General features: G+C 71.0%; 9 protein-coding genes and 1 tRNA gene. 4 read left to right on the plus strand and 6 right to left on the minus strand.

Annotated elements, in window-relative coordinates:
- Positions 1-266: hypothetical protein (locus tag AB1578_15590; GenBank protein ID MEW6489327.1), on the minus strand; the 266-nt coding region annotated here is incomplete at its 3' end.
- A 336-nt stretch (positions 267-602) separates the two neighbouring features.
- On the opposite strand from AB1578_15590, the gene AB1578_15595 reads away from it, so the two are divergent.
- Positions 603-676 (plus strand) — tRNA-Cys (locus AB1578_15595).
- A gap of 267 nt (positions 677-943) precedes the next feature.
- On the opposite strand, the gene AB1578_15600 is transcribed toward AB1578_15595, so the two are convergent.
- Together AB1578_15600 and AB1578_15605 are read right to left on the minus strand one after the other, a co-directional pair.
- Entirely contained in the window at positions 944-2,305 is a 1,362-nt protein-coding gene (locus AB1578_15600) for a sigma-54 dependent transcriptional regulator (GenBank protein ID MEW6489328.1), read from the minus strand.
- On the minus strand, positions 2,302-4,122 hold the full coding sequence (locus AB1578_15605; protein MEW6489329.1) for a sensor histidine kinase: 1,821 nt from the start codon (positions 4,120-4,122) through the stop codon (positions 2,302-2,304). The genes AB1578_15600 and AB1578_15605 overlap by 4 nt, the downstream gene beginning before the upstream one ends.
- Before the next feature lie 543 nt (positions 4,123-4,665).
- Between AB1578_15605 and AB1578_15610 the strand changes: the two genes are divergently transcribed.
- The 3 genes from AB1578_15610 (at position 4,666) to AB1578_15620 (ending at position 8,596) form a co-directional block, all read left to right on the plus strand.
- Positions 4,666-4,947: a hypothetical protein gene (locus tag AB1578_15610; GenBank protein MEW6489330.1), complete on the plus strand. Its 282-nt coding sequence runs from the start codon at positions 4,666-4,668 to the stop codon at positions 4,945-4,947.
- Positions 4,948-5,034: 87 nt separating this feature from the next.
- Complete coding sequence (locus tag AB1578_15615; protein ID MEW6489331.1) at positions 5,035-7,074, plus strand: hypothetical protein; 2,040 nt, start codon at positions 5,035-5,037, stop codon at positions 7,072-7,074.
- 64 nt (positions 7,075-7,138) lie between these two features.
- On the plus strand, positions 7,139-8,596 hold the full coding sequence (locus AB1578_15620) for an ankyrin repeat domain-containing protein (protein ID MEW6489332.1): 1,458 nt from the start codon (positions 7,139-7,141) through the stop codon (positions 8,594-8,596).
- Between the two features lie 161 nt (positions 8,597-8,757).
- On the opposite strand, the gene galT is transcribed toward AB1578_15620, so the two are convergent.
- The 3 genes from galT to AB1578_15635 form a co-directional block, all read right to left on the minus strand.
- Positions 8,758-9,774: a galactose-1-phosphate uridylyltransferase gene (gene galT, locus AB1578_15625; protein ID MEW6489333.1), complete on the minus strand. Its 1,017-nt coding sequence runs from the start codon at positions 9,772-9,774 to the stop codon at positions 8,758-8,760.
- Between the two features lie 164 nt (positions 9,775-9,938).
- A complete protein-coding gene (locus AB1578_15630; protein ID MEW6489334.1) occupies positions 9,939-12,032 on the minus strand; it encodes a glycoside hydrolase family 57 protein in 2,094 nt (697 codons plus the stop codon).
- Between the two features lie 6 nt (positions 12,033-12,038).
- Positions 12,039-14,535 (minus strand): sugar phosphate nucleotidyltransferase (locus tag AB1578_15635; GenBank protein ID MEW6489335.1); only part of this gene is annotated, 2,497 nt, incomplete at its 5' end.

A 14,535-nucleotide genomic window follows, 5' to 3' on the forward strand; every position in this document is an offset into this window, starting at 1 on the left:
ACCGCCCCCGCGACCCCCCACGCCGCGCCCACCCCCGCAGACCCCCAGGGGCTGCGCGGGCCCCTCACCCCCGAGTACCACTTCCAACCCCAGGCCAGCGCGATGGGCACGCACACCAGGCGCAGGAGGTAGCTCACCTCGGCGCTCACCCGCCCTCCCAACAGGGAGGCAATGGCAACGTAGGTCAGGTAGGGCAGTGCGTAGGGAAGCAGGAGGAGCCGGTTGGCAGCCTTCTCCGGCACGGCCTGCGCGACCTGCGGGTTCATTGTCTGCGCCCCCGTGCTCCTCGCCCCGGATCCGGGCGTTACGCCAGGGAAAGTCTCGCGTCACGCACGCCCCCGGGTAGGTCTTCGGATGGCGCCAGGTGGTTTGGGCAGGAAGTGCACAGAGCATGCCATGGGACAGAGCCGCGAGTCTTGGCGCCGGTGGAGCAAGGGAGGACCTTCCCGTCCCCCTCGACTATCCAAATTGGGAAACGGTCTTCCCACCAATGGGAAATTGAGTTCCGTTCCGGCTCCCCTCCCCATGGCCTGCGCTCCGGTGCGAACCGACGCAGCGCTTGACAAGAGAGAAGCCACCCGGGTAGGGTACGCAGCCTCCGAGGCGCCATCGCCAAGTGGTAAGGCAGAGGTCTGCAAAACCTCTATCCCCGGTTCGAATCCGGGTGGCGCCTCCAAACGCATCCAGGCAGCGGGGCGCCCTTTCGGGCGCCCCGCGTTGCTTCCTGCGCAGCTCCAACCGCAAACCCCTCGCCCAGCCCCCAACGCCGGCGAATGTCCGGACAGGATCTGTTGGCACCGGACGTTTTCCCTGCGGGTCCGGACAGATCCGACGGCGCTCCAGCACGCGTCGGTTACCCCTTCCCTTCTTCCTCTTCACTTCCTCCCTTACTTCCTCCAGTCTCCTTCTTGCACCCGACGCAGCAGTGGGATCCGGCTGCGCCCTATGGGCCGTAGGAGGAGATCGGCGCCGGATCGGGGGCGAGCCGCAAGGAGTAGTCCTGGATCTTTTTTCGCAGCGTCGTCGGGGATATCTCCAGGGTCCGGGCCGTGCGGCTGATGTTCCAGCCCTGGGCGGCCAAGGTGCGGGCAATGTGGTCGCGCTCCGCGTCTGCCAGGGTCGTCGGGGTCCGAGAGGGGGGGGGCTCCCCGCCGGTGGTGGCCAGGTGGAACCGGAGCTCATCGGCGGAGAGGGTGGCGCTCGGGGAGAGTGCGAGAGCCCGGGTGATCACGTTCTCCAACTCCCGCACGTTGCCGGGCCACTGCTGGGAGGAGAGGAGCCGCAGCGCGTCCTCCGACAGGCGGGTCGCAGTCCGGCCCAGTTTGCTGGCGATGCGGCCCAGGAGCCCCTGGGACAGGACCGGGATGTCCCCCCGGCGCTCCCGCAGGGGCGGTATGGTCACGGCGACCACGCCGAGCCGGTGGTAGAGGTCCTCCCGGAAGGTGCCCGCCCGAACCGCCGTGGTCAGGTCGCGATTGGTCGCGGCCAGGAACCGCGCCTGGACAGGGATGGATCGCAGTCCCCCCACGCGCACGAACTCGAGCTCTTGGAGCACGCGCAGGAACTTCGCTTGGAGGTGCAGGGGCATCTCCCCGATCTCGTCGAAGAAGAGCGTGCCTCCGGCCGCGTGCTCCACCTTGCCGAGCTTGCGCTGGTCGGCGCCGGTAAACGCCCCCTTCTCGTGCCCGAAGAACTCGCTCTCCACGAGGGACGGTACTACGGCCGAGCAGTTCACCGCCACGAAGGGGCCGTCCGGCGTCGCGGCGCGGTGCAGGATCCGGGCGGCGAGCTCCTTTCCCGTGCCGCTCTCCCCCTGGATGAGGACCGGAACCCGGCTGCGGGCCAGCAGCCCGAGTCGCTTGTGGAGCTCGAGGATCTTGGGGTCCTGGCCCAACATCTCCCACGCCTCTTCGGGTTCCTCGGCCCACCCGGGGTCCGGCCGCGGGGCAGGTCGCGGTTCGCCGGCGATGCGGTCGACGACCCGGAACAGGTCCTCCAGATCGAAGGGCTTGCGCAAGTAATCGAAGGCTCCCCCCCGCATGGCCTCGACCGCAGCGCGATTGGCCGGGTCCCCGGTCACGATGACCACGGGCAGGCCCCCCGCCACCAGGGAGGGAAGCAGCTCCAAGCCGTGGCCGTCGGGCAGGTTCAGGTCCAGGAGCACTGCGTCGGGCAGCCACTCCCGCGCCGCGGCGAGGCCCCCTCGTGCTCCCCCGCTGCACCGGGCTTCGTGGCCCACCCGGCGCAACTGGATCTCCAGGGAGCGGCACAGGGCCGGGTCGTCTTCGATGATCAGCACTCTCATGGTGCCTCTCCCCGAAACGGCAGATGCAGGGTGAACCTCGCCCCCCCGTTGGCGGCCGCGTCGAGGAAGACCGTGCCGCCGTGGTGCTCCACGATCTTGCGCACGTTGGCCAGACCCAGCCCCGTGCCCCCCGGGCGAGTGGTGAAGAAGGGCCGGAACAGACGCTCCCGGCGCTCAGGCGGCACGCCCGGGCCCTCGTCTTCCACCGACAGGGAGAACCACTCCGATGCCCCGGAGACGCGCGCTCCAGCAAGGTGCACGGTGGCGCCGGGGGGCGACCACTGCACGGCGTTGGTGAGCAGGTTCGTCAAGGCGCGCGCCAGGAGCTCGGGGTCCACCCAGAGCTCCTCCTGCCCGAGTCCGTCCTGGACCCGGAAGGAGACGCCCTTTTCCTGCGCCTCCTGCTGCACCAGTGGGAGGATCTCCTTGGCCATCGCCTGCAGATACACCGGGCGCCGCCGGAGCTCGAGGGGGCGGCCGAAGTGGAGGAGATCGGAGAGCATGTCCTCCAGCCTTCGGGCCTGCTCCAGGGCGATCCCGGCGGCCTCGCCGGCGGCCGGGTCCTCCGGGAGCATCTGCTGCAGCCCCTGGAGGTTGAGCTTTACGGCCGCCAGGGGGTTACGCATCTCGTGGACGATGCTGGCGCTCAGCTCGCCCACCGCGGCCAGCGAGGCGGACCGGCCCAAGGCCCTCCGCCCCACCTCGATGCGGTCCAGCATGTGGTTGAAGGCCTCGCTCAGCTCGTGGGCCTCGGTGTCGCGGAAGTCCGGGGCCCGCTCGGTCAGGTGGCCGGCGGAGATCTTCTGGGCGACCCCGGCGAGCTCTCGAAGGCCGCGGGTGAGCCTGCGGGAGGTGCGAAAGGCCAGGAGCGAGACCGCCACCACCGTGAGCCCTCCGGTGCCCATGCCCACGACGGCCCCCAGGTTCAGCCAGTGCATCGCCTCGGCCTCGTCCACCTGGGCCACCAGCACCCACCCCATCTCCTCCAGGGGCGCGGCCACGCCCATGACTTGGACGCCCCGGCTGTCGCGGTAGTGGCGGATCTCCCCGAAGGGGGGCCGGAGGACCTCGCCGGGCACGCCGCTGGGTCTACCCGCGAGTTCTGGCCGGTTGCTGGGCGGGACGAGGCACAGACCCTTGCCGTTGAGCAGGGTCAGGCGCCCGGTCTCTCCGAAATCGCTCGAGTTCCCCAGGATGCGCCGCAGAGAGTGGGTGAGGTCGAGGCCTGCGACGATATAGCCGGCGCGCGTGCCGTCGGGCCCGAGCACCGGCTGGCCGAGGGGAACGACCACGTGGTCGCCGTCGAAGAAGAACTCGGAGGAGACCGCGAACTGGTCCGAGGTCTCCAAGGCGTGCCGCAGATCGGCGGGGAGGCGGGGCGCGGACCCGGAGGCCGGGGAGTCGGTCAGTTCGGCGAGCAGGTTCCAACGAGCATCGTAGGCCGAGAGCATGGCATACCGGGCGTGCCCCCTGGCCAAGAAGCGCAGCGCGCTCTCGACGGATTCGGCCGAGACGGGGTCGCCGGGAAGGGCGTGGGACGGGACCGGGGAGTGCTCCTGAGCGGTATGGAAGAACTCGTTGCGAGTGAAGTGGAGCCACTCCTTGAGCCAGATGGCGCGGGACTGCAAGGCGAAGCCGAGATGTCCCCTCTCCGAGTCGTAGAGGGCTCGCCGGCCGAAGTAGTGACCCTCCAAGGCCATGACCACGACCGGCAGCACGCCGACCGCTGCCATGCACAACAGAATGCGACAGGAGAGGTCGCTGCACGGCAGCCGACGAGGCTTCTTCCGCGGGCCGCGCCGCTCGCTCGTCCCCATGGCCTCTTCCTCAACCCTCGATCGGGGAACCGTTGGCTGTCATGTGCCTTGGCGCACTTGCCGGATCATACCAGTTCCCACCAAAGAGCGCTATCTTCCCTTAAGGCCACTGGCCAGATTAACCGCCAATATTCGTTTTTGAGCCAATCTCGGTTTCCCTTTCGTCGGTGTGATGCTAGCCGGAGAGGCCTCCAACACCCGCCGTCCCTCCCCGACAACACGCTCGCGGCCAGTTCCAGCCTGACGCCGAGCCCCCACGGCATCTGCCCCAGAGGGTGCCCAGAGACTGACGACAGGACGCCAGGTTCTGGCCATCCGTATGGACTCCCGCCAGCCGTGCCGCTCCTGCCGGGGCCGATTCCCGGCCCTTCTCGCCACCGCGGCCCGTTGGCACTCGGCTTGCTCTTCTCGCCCCTGGGACCCCGCGATCCCCGCGGGTGTCCCGGCGCCGTCTTCCGCCCGTGAGCCCTCCGGCGGTGCCGGCGCGACACAGCTTTCGTCTGGGTGGGCGGATGCCCTGGAGGCACGGAGAGGAGGAGGACGATGGGTGGACTTGGGGTGCTGCGGGTCGCGGCGCTGGCTGCGTCGCTTCTCGCCGCGGGCGTCGCACAGGCGGGGAAGCCGCCGCCGGTGACCGGGACCGCGATCACGGGCAAGGTGACGGATGCTGTGACGGGCTCCTGGACTGTGCCGATCCCGGCTGTGCCCGGGACCGGGCCTGCCGGTGAGGGTGCGGGGGGTGCGGCCGGGTCGGCGTGGCCGCACCCCCGAACGTTTCGGCCCGGAGAGGGAAAGGAGGTGGTGGGGAGACGAGGCGGCGACTGAAACCGGGTGCCCCGAGCGCCGGGGCAGTCGGGCCCTCCGGGACGGCGCTGGGTGTCTCTTTTCGTCAGGAGCAAAGGAGGAAGGAAGATGAAGACCAAGCAGGCGAGGGCCTGGGCCCTCGGAGTTGTCGCGCTGGGCGCGACCTGGTGTGCGGGGTTGGCCAGGGCGGCCGTGGTCACCCACTCGGTGGACCACGTCTTCACCGTGGCCGACGTGCAGGGCGGGTTCGACGGCAGCACCTACGGGACCGGCGGCGCGGTCCAGGACACCACCATCATCTGCGGCCTCCCCGGCGGGGTTCCGTGCCCGGCAAACGCCGCCCAGCCCTTCGTGGACAAGGACGGCACGACGCTCTACCCGGTGGACAGCGAGTTCGCCTTCTACACCGTGGACTTCCTGGGCGGGTTCCCCAAGGTCCGCGACTACGACTACGCCGAAGGGTGGGTGGCAAACCTGGTGGACCCGGCCACCGGCGCGGTGATCGGGGTCAAGGCCTCGAGCCCGGAGACCCCCGACTTCAAGACCCCGGGCCGCATGGGCACGCGCTGCCCGGGCCTGGGCTCGGGCGCCGCGGTGAAGTGCGACACCGAGCACTTCACCGTCATGGAGCACGTGCTCAGCTGCTACGAGACAGTGCCGTACTTCTTCGCCGACCCGGTGACCGGCGTGCAGGCGGTGCAGGCCAACCCCCTGGACCCGACCCTCTACTTCGACTGCGCCAACGCGGGCCTCGACAACAGCCTGAACATCCTCACCGACGGGGTGCCCGGCACGGTCCTGGGCGACACCGACGGCGACGGCATCCCGGACACCGCGGACGTCCAGGCCGGCGAGACGGCCCTGCCGTGGCAGATGTACCCGAGCGAGTCGATCATCACCCACGACATCGCCCTGGGGGACGACTACTCCCTCACGGTCAAGGACGACGGCAAGGTGCTCTACCGCTGGGGCAGCCTGCACAACCGGCCCACGGACCTGCGCCTTTACGCGCGGCTGCCCCTGCCCCAGGAGTGGAAGGACAACCCGGGCCAGGCCTTCCCGGTCTACAAGGCCGAGCTCCACGTGACCCACTGGGTGACCAACAACCCCAACGACCAGCTCCGGCCCGAGGACATGGAGAACGAGGCGGCCAAGGGCCGCCTGCCCGAGTACCGGGAGACCCAGCCCGGGATCTGGGAGTCCACCAAGGACTGCTACGAGGGCGACGGGGACTTCATCCCGGCGGGGACGCTCTTCAAGAACGCGGCCTTCGCCGTCGACCCGGCGAATCCCGCGGCCAACCCCCAGGCCATCTCCGCGGACCTGGTGTACGGCCTCACCAACGCCTGGTACACCAGCACCGACCGCGACCCCTTCGAGTGGGCCTACCTGACGGGCACGGGCGCGGTGGTCGGGTCCCCGGTCCCGAACCCGGCGCTCGGCACCCTGCTCTCGGGTCCCCGCTGGCGCCTCAAGTCCAACAAGTTCGGCCAGGACATCCCCGGCCTCGAGATCCCGGCCGTTCCGTGCACCCCGGTGCCGGTGGAGCGGGAGAACCTCAAGTACACCGTGGGCGAGACGACCACCACCGTCATCAACCTCCTCGACTGGGCAGGCACCTCGCCCCTGGCTACGAGCGCCGGGTGGATGGACGCGAGCCAGAACCCGGGAGCGGTGATCGACGGGGACGTGGAGCCGGCGACCGGCGTCTCCATCAACGGCCTGCCCCTCACCCAGGACTTCGACCTGGCCGTGTACGTCAAGGGCGACCAGAAGCCCACGGCCGTCTACTCCGCGCGCCTGATCCTCGAGTACGAGGGCGCCCAGGTCGCCACCGACTACGACGTGGCGCTGACCGACCTCGCGGTCCCGTCCACCGCGGTGAAGAACGGGACCTACACCGTCTCGGCCACAGTGATCAACAACGGGCCCGCCGCGGCCTCGGGCACCGTGGCCCTGACCAACAGTCTGGGCGCCAGCTACGGCGGCACCTTCGCCGACCTGGCGGCCGGCCAGGCCCAGACCTTCCAGTGGATCTGGCAGGCCCCGGCCGCCAGGGCCACGGTGAACTGGGCCGCCGCCGCCTCTGCGCCGGAGGACACGGACGCGAGCAACAACACGCGCACCGCGAGCACCCGCGTGCGCTAGACGGGAATGCCCGGGGGGCCGGTGCGTGCCGGCTCCCCGGCCTCTTCGCTCATGGAGGCGATGCATGGCCCTTCACTACCCGGGTCTCCGCGCCGCGGGGACCGCACTGTTTCTCCTCGCCGCCTCTCCCGCCGGGGCCGGTGCCGAGCCGGAAGGGGCTGCGGCCCTTCTGCGTGCTGCCCGCGAAGGAGATGCCGGGACGGTGGCTTCTCTGGTGACCCGTGGGGCCGACCCCGACGCCCGGGCCAAGGGTGGCCGGACCGCCCTCCTGGAGGCCGCCGGCGCCGGGCACGCGGGCGCCGTGGCGGCCCTGCTGGCGAGCGGCGCGAACCCCCACCTCCGGGACGCCGAGCAGCGCACCGCTCTGCACGCGGCGAGCGCCCGGGGGGCTATAGAGATTACCCAGAGGCTGCTGGAGCGGGGGGTGGACCCCGACCCCCGGGACCGGGAAGGGTTGACCCCGCTCATGCTCGCGGCCGGCGGCGGGCATGGGCCCGTGGTGGCGTCTCTCCTGGCCGCCGGCGCCCAGCTCGAAACGGCGGACGGCCGGGGCAGGACGGCGCTGCTCTGGGCCGCCGTTCGGGGCCAGCCGGGCGCCCTGCGCCAGCTCCTGGAGGCCGGCGCCGACCCTGGCGCCGCGGATTTGGAGGGCGTGACGCCGCTCCTCTTCGCCCTGGGGCTGCGGCACCGGGACGCGGTGGAAGCCCTGCTCCGCCACGGGGCGCGAGCCGGGGTCGCCCTGCGCAGCTCCGGCACCACCGCCCTGATGCTCGCCGCACAGCAGGGAGAGGCCGAGATCTTGCGCCTGCTCCTGGGGGCCGGCGCCGAGGTGAACGCCGCCGACGCCGGGGGCGTGACCGCCCTCATGGGCGCTACGGGGGGAGGGCACACCGAAGCGGCGCGGGTGCTCTTGGAGGCAGGCGCGGCGGTACAAGCCCGGAGCCGCGTCGGCCGCACGCCGGCGGCCTACGCGGCAGGCGCTGGGCACCGAGACGTGCTGGCCGACCTGCTGGCCCGGGGCGCGGACGGCGGGGAACCGGACAAGAGCGGGGTCACGCCGCTCATGCTCGCCGCCGGCGGCAACCACCTCGGGGTCCTGGGGCTGCTGCTGGATGGCGGCGTGGAGGTGAACGCCGCGGACCGCCGGGGGTTCACGGCCCTCACCGCCGCGGTCTGGAACGGCCATCGGCAGGCCGTGGAACTGCTCCTGTCCCGGGGCGCGAACCCCCAGGTCCCCGACCTCCGGGAGGGGCGCACCGCGGTGGTGTGGGCCGCCGTCCGGGGGGATGCGGACATCCTGACTCGGCTGATCGCCCACGGCGCCCAGGTGAACCAGGAGGACCGGCAGGGGCGAACGCCCTTGATGCTGGCCGCTTCCGGCGGGCACGCGGACGCCGTCGGGGTACTCCTGCGGGCCGGGGCGGACCCGGGGGCCACCGACGGCGAGGGGCGCACAGCCTGTCAGTGGGCCCTGTCGAAGGGGCACCCGCAGGTGGCGGACGCGCTGCGCGCCGCGCGGTGAGCGTTGAGCGGACGCCCGAGAAAGACGAACGACGGCGCGGAGCCTCAGCCCCCGCCACGGCACTGCGCCGAAGACCGCCGCCCACCAGGTCCGGGCGGCGGCCCTGGAGTGGAGACCCCCGGTCCGCTCACCTCGGCGGTCTGGGGCCGAGCCTCCCTAGCCTAGCCGGCGCGCTCGCGCAGGTAACGGGCGGCTTCCTCGGGGGTGACGGGGTTGATGTGGAACCCGGTGCTCCACTCGAAGCCCGCGATGCGGGTCAGCCGGGGCGCGATCTCCAGGTACCAGTGCCAATCTTGTCTCAGGCTGTCCCACAGCCCGGTGCGCCCGGGGCGCGGGTGCGCCGGGGGCGCGGTGTGCAGCGCCAGGTTGTATGGGGGATCTTCGAGCACCGTCTTGAGACGCCCCAGCACGTCGCGCAGCGCGCTGGCGAGCTGCAAGAGGTCTTCGTCCCCGACGTCGGTGAAGTCGTGGGCGTGGGCGCGGGGAGCGACGGCTACCTGGAAGGGAAAGGCCGAGGCGAAGGGCGCAAAGGCCGTGAAGCGGGCGGTCTCCAGCACCAGGCGGTCCTGCGCCTCCCGCTCTTGGCGCAAGACGTCGCACAGGAGACAGCGCTCCTTGCGCCGGAAGTGCTCCCAGGCGCTTCGCAGCTCTACCGCGATCTGCACCGGGATCTCGGGAATCGCGATGATCTGGGAGTGGGCGTGGTCGAGTCTCGCCCCCGCCTCCACTCCGTGGTTCTTGAAGAGCATGAGGTAGCGCAGCCGCTGGTCCCGGCGCAGGTCGGCCAGCCGGGCGCGGTACGCGACGAGCACGTCGCGCAGCTCCTCCACTCCCAGGTCCGCCATGGACCGATGGTGGTCCGCCGTCTCCACCACCACCTCGTGGGCCCCGATGCCCGACACCACGTCGTAGAGCCCACGGCCCGTGCGCTCCAGCTGCCCCTCCACCCGGAGCACCGGACACTTGTTGGGCACCACCCGCACCCTCCACCCGGTCGGCCCGGGCCCGGGAACCCGAAAGATCTCGTGGCCCGCGTACTGCTCGTTGCCGGGGCACAGGGGGCAGTTGCGCGACGGGACATCGGGCTTGGGCACCACCAGGTCCGCCGGCTTGAGCGCCCGCTCCTGCGCCACGATGACCCAGCGCCGCTTGAGGGGGTCGAACCGCAGCTCGCTCATGGATCGATCCTTGGGTCACGGGTGACGGGTGACGAGTGACGGGTGACGGGTGACGGGTGACGGGTGACGGGCGAGGATAACGACCATTCCGGAACGGCAACGCCCCATCTCCAACGGGCAACGGGCAACGAGCAACGGACAACGGACAGACTCCCCCGCCTCCCCTACGCAGACCAGCTCTCTAGGTCGTGGTCGCCCGGGATGGGGAGCTGGGCCAGGTGGTACAGGGGGGCCTTCTCCAGGACCTCGCCGTCTCTTCCCAGGCGAAGGCCCACGTAGAGGAGGCCCGGGGGCTCGAAGCCCGCGGACTCCAGGGGCAGGGAGACCTCCGCCACCTCCCCCCAGGCCAGGGAGGCCCCCGAGGGGTCGCCCTCCACCGCCGAGGGCTCGCCGCCGTCCACGGGGAACCGCAGGCAGAGCCGCCGCCGGCCCAGCACCTCCACTTCCAGGTGCAGCCCCTGCCCCCGCAGGTCCTCGAGGCTCCCCTCCCCCTGGGCGCACAGGTGCAGGAAGCCGCCGCCGGACCCGAACCGCAGGCGCCGGAGCCGGCGATCGGCCCGGTGCATGGCCCCGGCATCGTACCCCAGGTCGAAGACCCCCGCCGGCAGCCACTCGAAGTAGGAGCTGACCCGCCCGTCCAGGCGCGGCTTGAGCGGCCCCACCGGCGGTTCGAGCAGCCCGTGGTGCACGCCGCCCTTGATGGGCGCGTGGAGCTCCGGGGGAGGCTCCAGCCCCGCCAGGCGGCAGACGTTGATGAGGTGCAGGCGGAAGAGCCCGTCGAACTCCCCCGCGAGCGGGGTATAGTGGTCGTCCCCGAGCCACCAGAACCAGTCGCTTCCCTCGGCGATGCGGATCTCGCGCCACGCGAGCTCCCGGGCTTCCGCGGCCAGCCGGTGCTCCTCGTCCGCGAGCCGGCACCGGGTCCGCTCCAGGAGCTCCCAGGCACGGTTCTTCTCGGGGTGCCCGACCCACGTGGAGAAGGAGCCGTAGATCCACGAGCCGGCGTGAACCCGGGGCAGGGGCCGGCCGCCGTCCCGGCACTCCGAGAAGGTAGCAAACGAGAGCTCCGGGTGGGCCATGACGGCACGATAGAGACCGCGCAGGAAGGGGGCCCCGTTGCGGGAGTAGAACTCCCAGGCGTTCTCCCCGTCGAGGATGACCGAGATGGTGCCGCCCCTCGCGGGGCCCCGGGCAAGCCCCGCGAGGCGTCCCAGGAAGTCCGCCACGGCGACGTCCGGGTCCCACGCGGCGTAGGTAAACCCGATGAGGTCCGCGAGCGCCTTGTCCCGGAAGAAGACCGAGATCTCGTTTCCCGCCGGGGACCGGAACCCGTGGGGGCGGTACAGAGCCGCCCTCCCATCGCCGGACAGGGCCACCCCGAGACTGGCGGCGAGCACGTCCTCGTCGCTCGCGGCCCAGCCCACGCCCTCGTCGGCCAGGAGCGCCAGGGTCTCGGCGCTCACCGAGCCCTCGGAGGGCCAGAACCCCGCCGGCGCGCGGCCGAAGAGCTCCCGGTACCGCGCGCGCGCGTCCCGCACCTGGCGGGCGGCGTCGTCCCCGAAGCCCCGCTGGATGACCGGGAGCGTCGCGTGGGGCAGGGCGACCCGGGCGCTCTCGCCGTCGAGGAGGAGCGGGAGGATCGGGTGATAGTAGGGGGTTGTGGAAACCTCGACCAGGCCCCGGTCCTGGGCCTCCCGATACGCGGTCACCGTGCGGCCCGCCAGGCGGTGGAGCACCCCGAGGAGCGCTCCCTTGTCCTCCTGGCTGAAGGCCCTGCCCTTGTCCAGCAAGCGGCGGACCTCCGGCTCCTCCGCCCGCACCACCTCCCCGGTCCAGGCCAGGAGGAAGAGGACCTCCAGATCGAGCAGCTCCCGGTCGGAGAGCTCCCGGCTCCCCCCGCGCACCTCGTGGAGCTCGAGGAACCGGGGCAGGGGACGGATCTGGTTCTCCAGGTGGGCGAAGAAGAGCCGCGGGACGAGATCCGCCCGGGCCTCCGGGGTCAGAGCGCCGGGCGGGGCGCGAAGGGGCTCCAGGAAGGTGTCGCGGATGCCGGGATCGGCGTAGTCCTCCAGCTGGTCCAGGAGGCTCGGCACCAGGTTGAAGGTCACCCGGGCGCCGGCCTCCACGGCCAGGGCGAGCATGTCGTAGTAGTCCTTGGCGGCGTGGAGGAAGGTCCACGGCATCCGGTACTCGCCCCCCACCGGGTTGCGGTAGTAGGGCTGGTGCATGTGCCAGAGAAACGCGACCCGGGCCCCCACGCGCCGTCAGACCCCGATCCAGGCCTGGACCTTGTCCTGGTAGACCTGGGCCAGGCGCTCCACCTCGGCCATGTCCTCTCCCTCCACCACCAGGTGGAGCACCGGCCGGTAGGGATCGGGCAGGAGCAGCACGCTCGACGTTCCGAGCTGCACCTGCACCCCGTCGACGAAGCTCGCCTCCTTGTCCACGCTGTCCTCGCTCATGCGGCGCATGGCGAGCCCCTTGCTCTCCACCGGGCAGGGAAGCTCCCGCTGCACGTGCGCCACCGGGGGCAGGGAATCCAGCACCTCGCTCACCCGCAGCCCGGACTTGCTCAGGAGCTCCAGCACCTTGGCGGCGGTGAACATGGCGTCGGGGGCGTGGAGGAAACCCGGGAAGGCGAACTTCCCCTCGGCCTCGGAGATGAACCCGAACTCGTGCATCTGGGACGTCTTGAGGCTCGTGGTCTTGCCCCGGGTGATGCGCAGCCCCGGCTCGGCCCCCTCGAGCACCCGCGGGGCGGTCACCGGCAGGAACGCCCGCACCCCCGTGGGGCTCGTGGTGGCCAGCAGCTTGAGGAGGAACAAGAGGGTCTCGTGGGGCGGGCGCACCTGGCCCCGATCGTCGATCAACTCCAGGTTCTGGCCCCCCGGGGTGACGTAGAACCCCACGTCCGCCTTGAGGGCCCGCACGATCTCCCCCACCTGGCGCACCGCCTCCTGGGCCTCGAACATGCGCCGCATGAGCCGGCGCTCGTCCGGGTAGGCGTTGAGGACCACGGTCTGGCATCCGAGGGTGTTGAGCAGCAGCGGGAGGTACTCCCCGGTGGTGCCGTTGCCCAGGTCGAGCACCACCCGGAACTTTCGGGAGCGCACCGCATCGCCGTCGAGCGCACGCAGGTACCCTTCGCGGTAGAACTCGGGCACGGCGGGCATCTCGCGAATGCCCCCCACCTCCGAGTGGTCCACGCGCCGGAAGTTCTCCTTGAAGAAGAGCCGCTCGATGGACTTCTCCAGGCCCGTGTCGACCACGTTGCCGTTCTCGTCGTAGAAGACGATCTCGGTGTTTCGGCTGCCTGCCGTGCTCTGCTGGAAGTACACCCCGGCCACCTCGCCGAAGCTCGAGAGCTTGTACCGCTGCACCGGCACCGGCACCATCTTGATGTCGTGGACGTTGACCCCCGTGGAGAGGATGCCCCCGAGAAAGGCCCGCTTGAGCATCCGGCTCGCCCGCAGGTAGTCGCGGCCCACCAGGATGTGGCTCCCCCGGGGCAGCAGCGAGCCCAGGGCCGCACCCATCTTGGCGGCGAACTCGGGGGAGAGCTCCACGTTGGTGCGGCCCTGCACCGCGCCCCCTTCGAAGACCGACTTCTTCCACTTGTCCCCCCACACCAGGTTTGCGGAGAGGACGCTGCCGGCCTCGACCTTCTTGTTCGGCCACACCAGGATGTCCTTCTCGAAGCAGGCTCCCGCGCCCACCTCGGTGCCCTCTGCGACCACCGCACCCTTCTCGATGCGCACGTCCTCCCCCACGGCCACGTCGTCGCAGAGCACCACGTTACGAAGCACCGCCCGGGCTCCCACGGTGGCGCGCTTCCACAGGTTGGCGTTCTCCAGCACGGCGCCGTCGCCCACCCGGCACTGCTCTCCGAGCACGGCGTTTTGCAGGTTCACCCCGCTTCCCAGGGCCACCCCCTTGCCCACCACCACGGTGCCTCGGGCGGTGAGGTCCGCGGGGAGCACGACCCCTTCCTCGGCCCAGATCGTTCCCCCCTGGATGGTTTGCGCCGTGCCGGGGAACGACACCCCCGCCTTGCCCTCGAGGATCTCCCGCACCGCCTCCCGGTAAGAGTCGGTGTCGCCCACGTCGCGCCAGTAGCCGGGTGCGTTGTACCCGAAGATGGGGATGTTCTCCCGCAGGAAGATGGGGAAGAGGTCCTTGGAGAAGTCGAAGGAGCGGCCCGCGGGGATGTGGCGGAAGATCTCGGGCTCCAACACGTAGATGCCCGTGTTGACCGTGTCGCTGAACACCTCGCCCCAGCCCGGCTTCTCCAGGAACCGCAGGATGCGCCCCGACGCGTCGGTGATGACCACCCCGAACTGCAAGGGATTGGGGACGCTGGTCAGGGTGATGGTGGCCGGGGTGCGCTTGGCGCGGTGGAACTCCAGGATCTTGGTCAGGTCGAAGTCGGTGACCAGATCTCCCGACATGATGAGGAAGGTGGAGTCGATCCGGTCCTCGGCGCACTTGACGGCGCCGGCGGTGCCGTAGTCGTCGTCGGGCAGGAGGTAGTCGAGCCGTACCCCGAAGCGCGAGCCGTCCCCGAAGTACTCTCGAATCACGTCGGGCATGTAATAGAGGAGCACGACGATCTCGGTGATCCCCGCGTCGCGCAGCCGCGCCACGATGTGCTCCATCATGGGGCGGTTGAGCAGCGGCACCATGGGCTTGGGGACCGAGTGGGTCAGGGGCTGGATCCGGGTGCCGAAGCCACCCGCCATCAGGACGGCCTTCATCGAGATA

It is taken from the genome of Thermodesulfobacteriota bacterium (assembly GCA_040756475.1).
Lineage (GTDB): Bacteria > Desulfobacterota > Deferrisomatia > Deferrisomatales > JACRMM01 > JBFLZB01.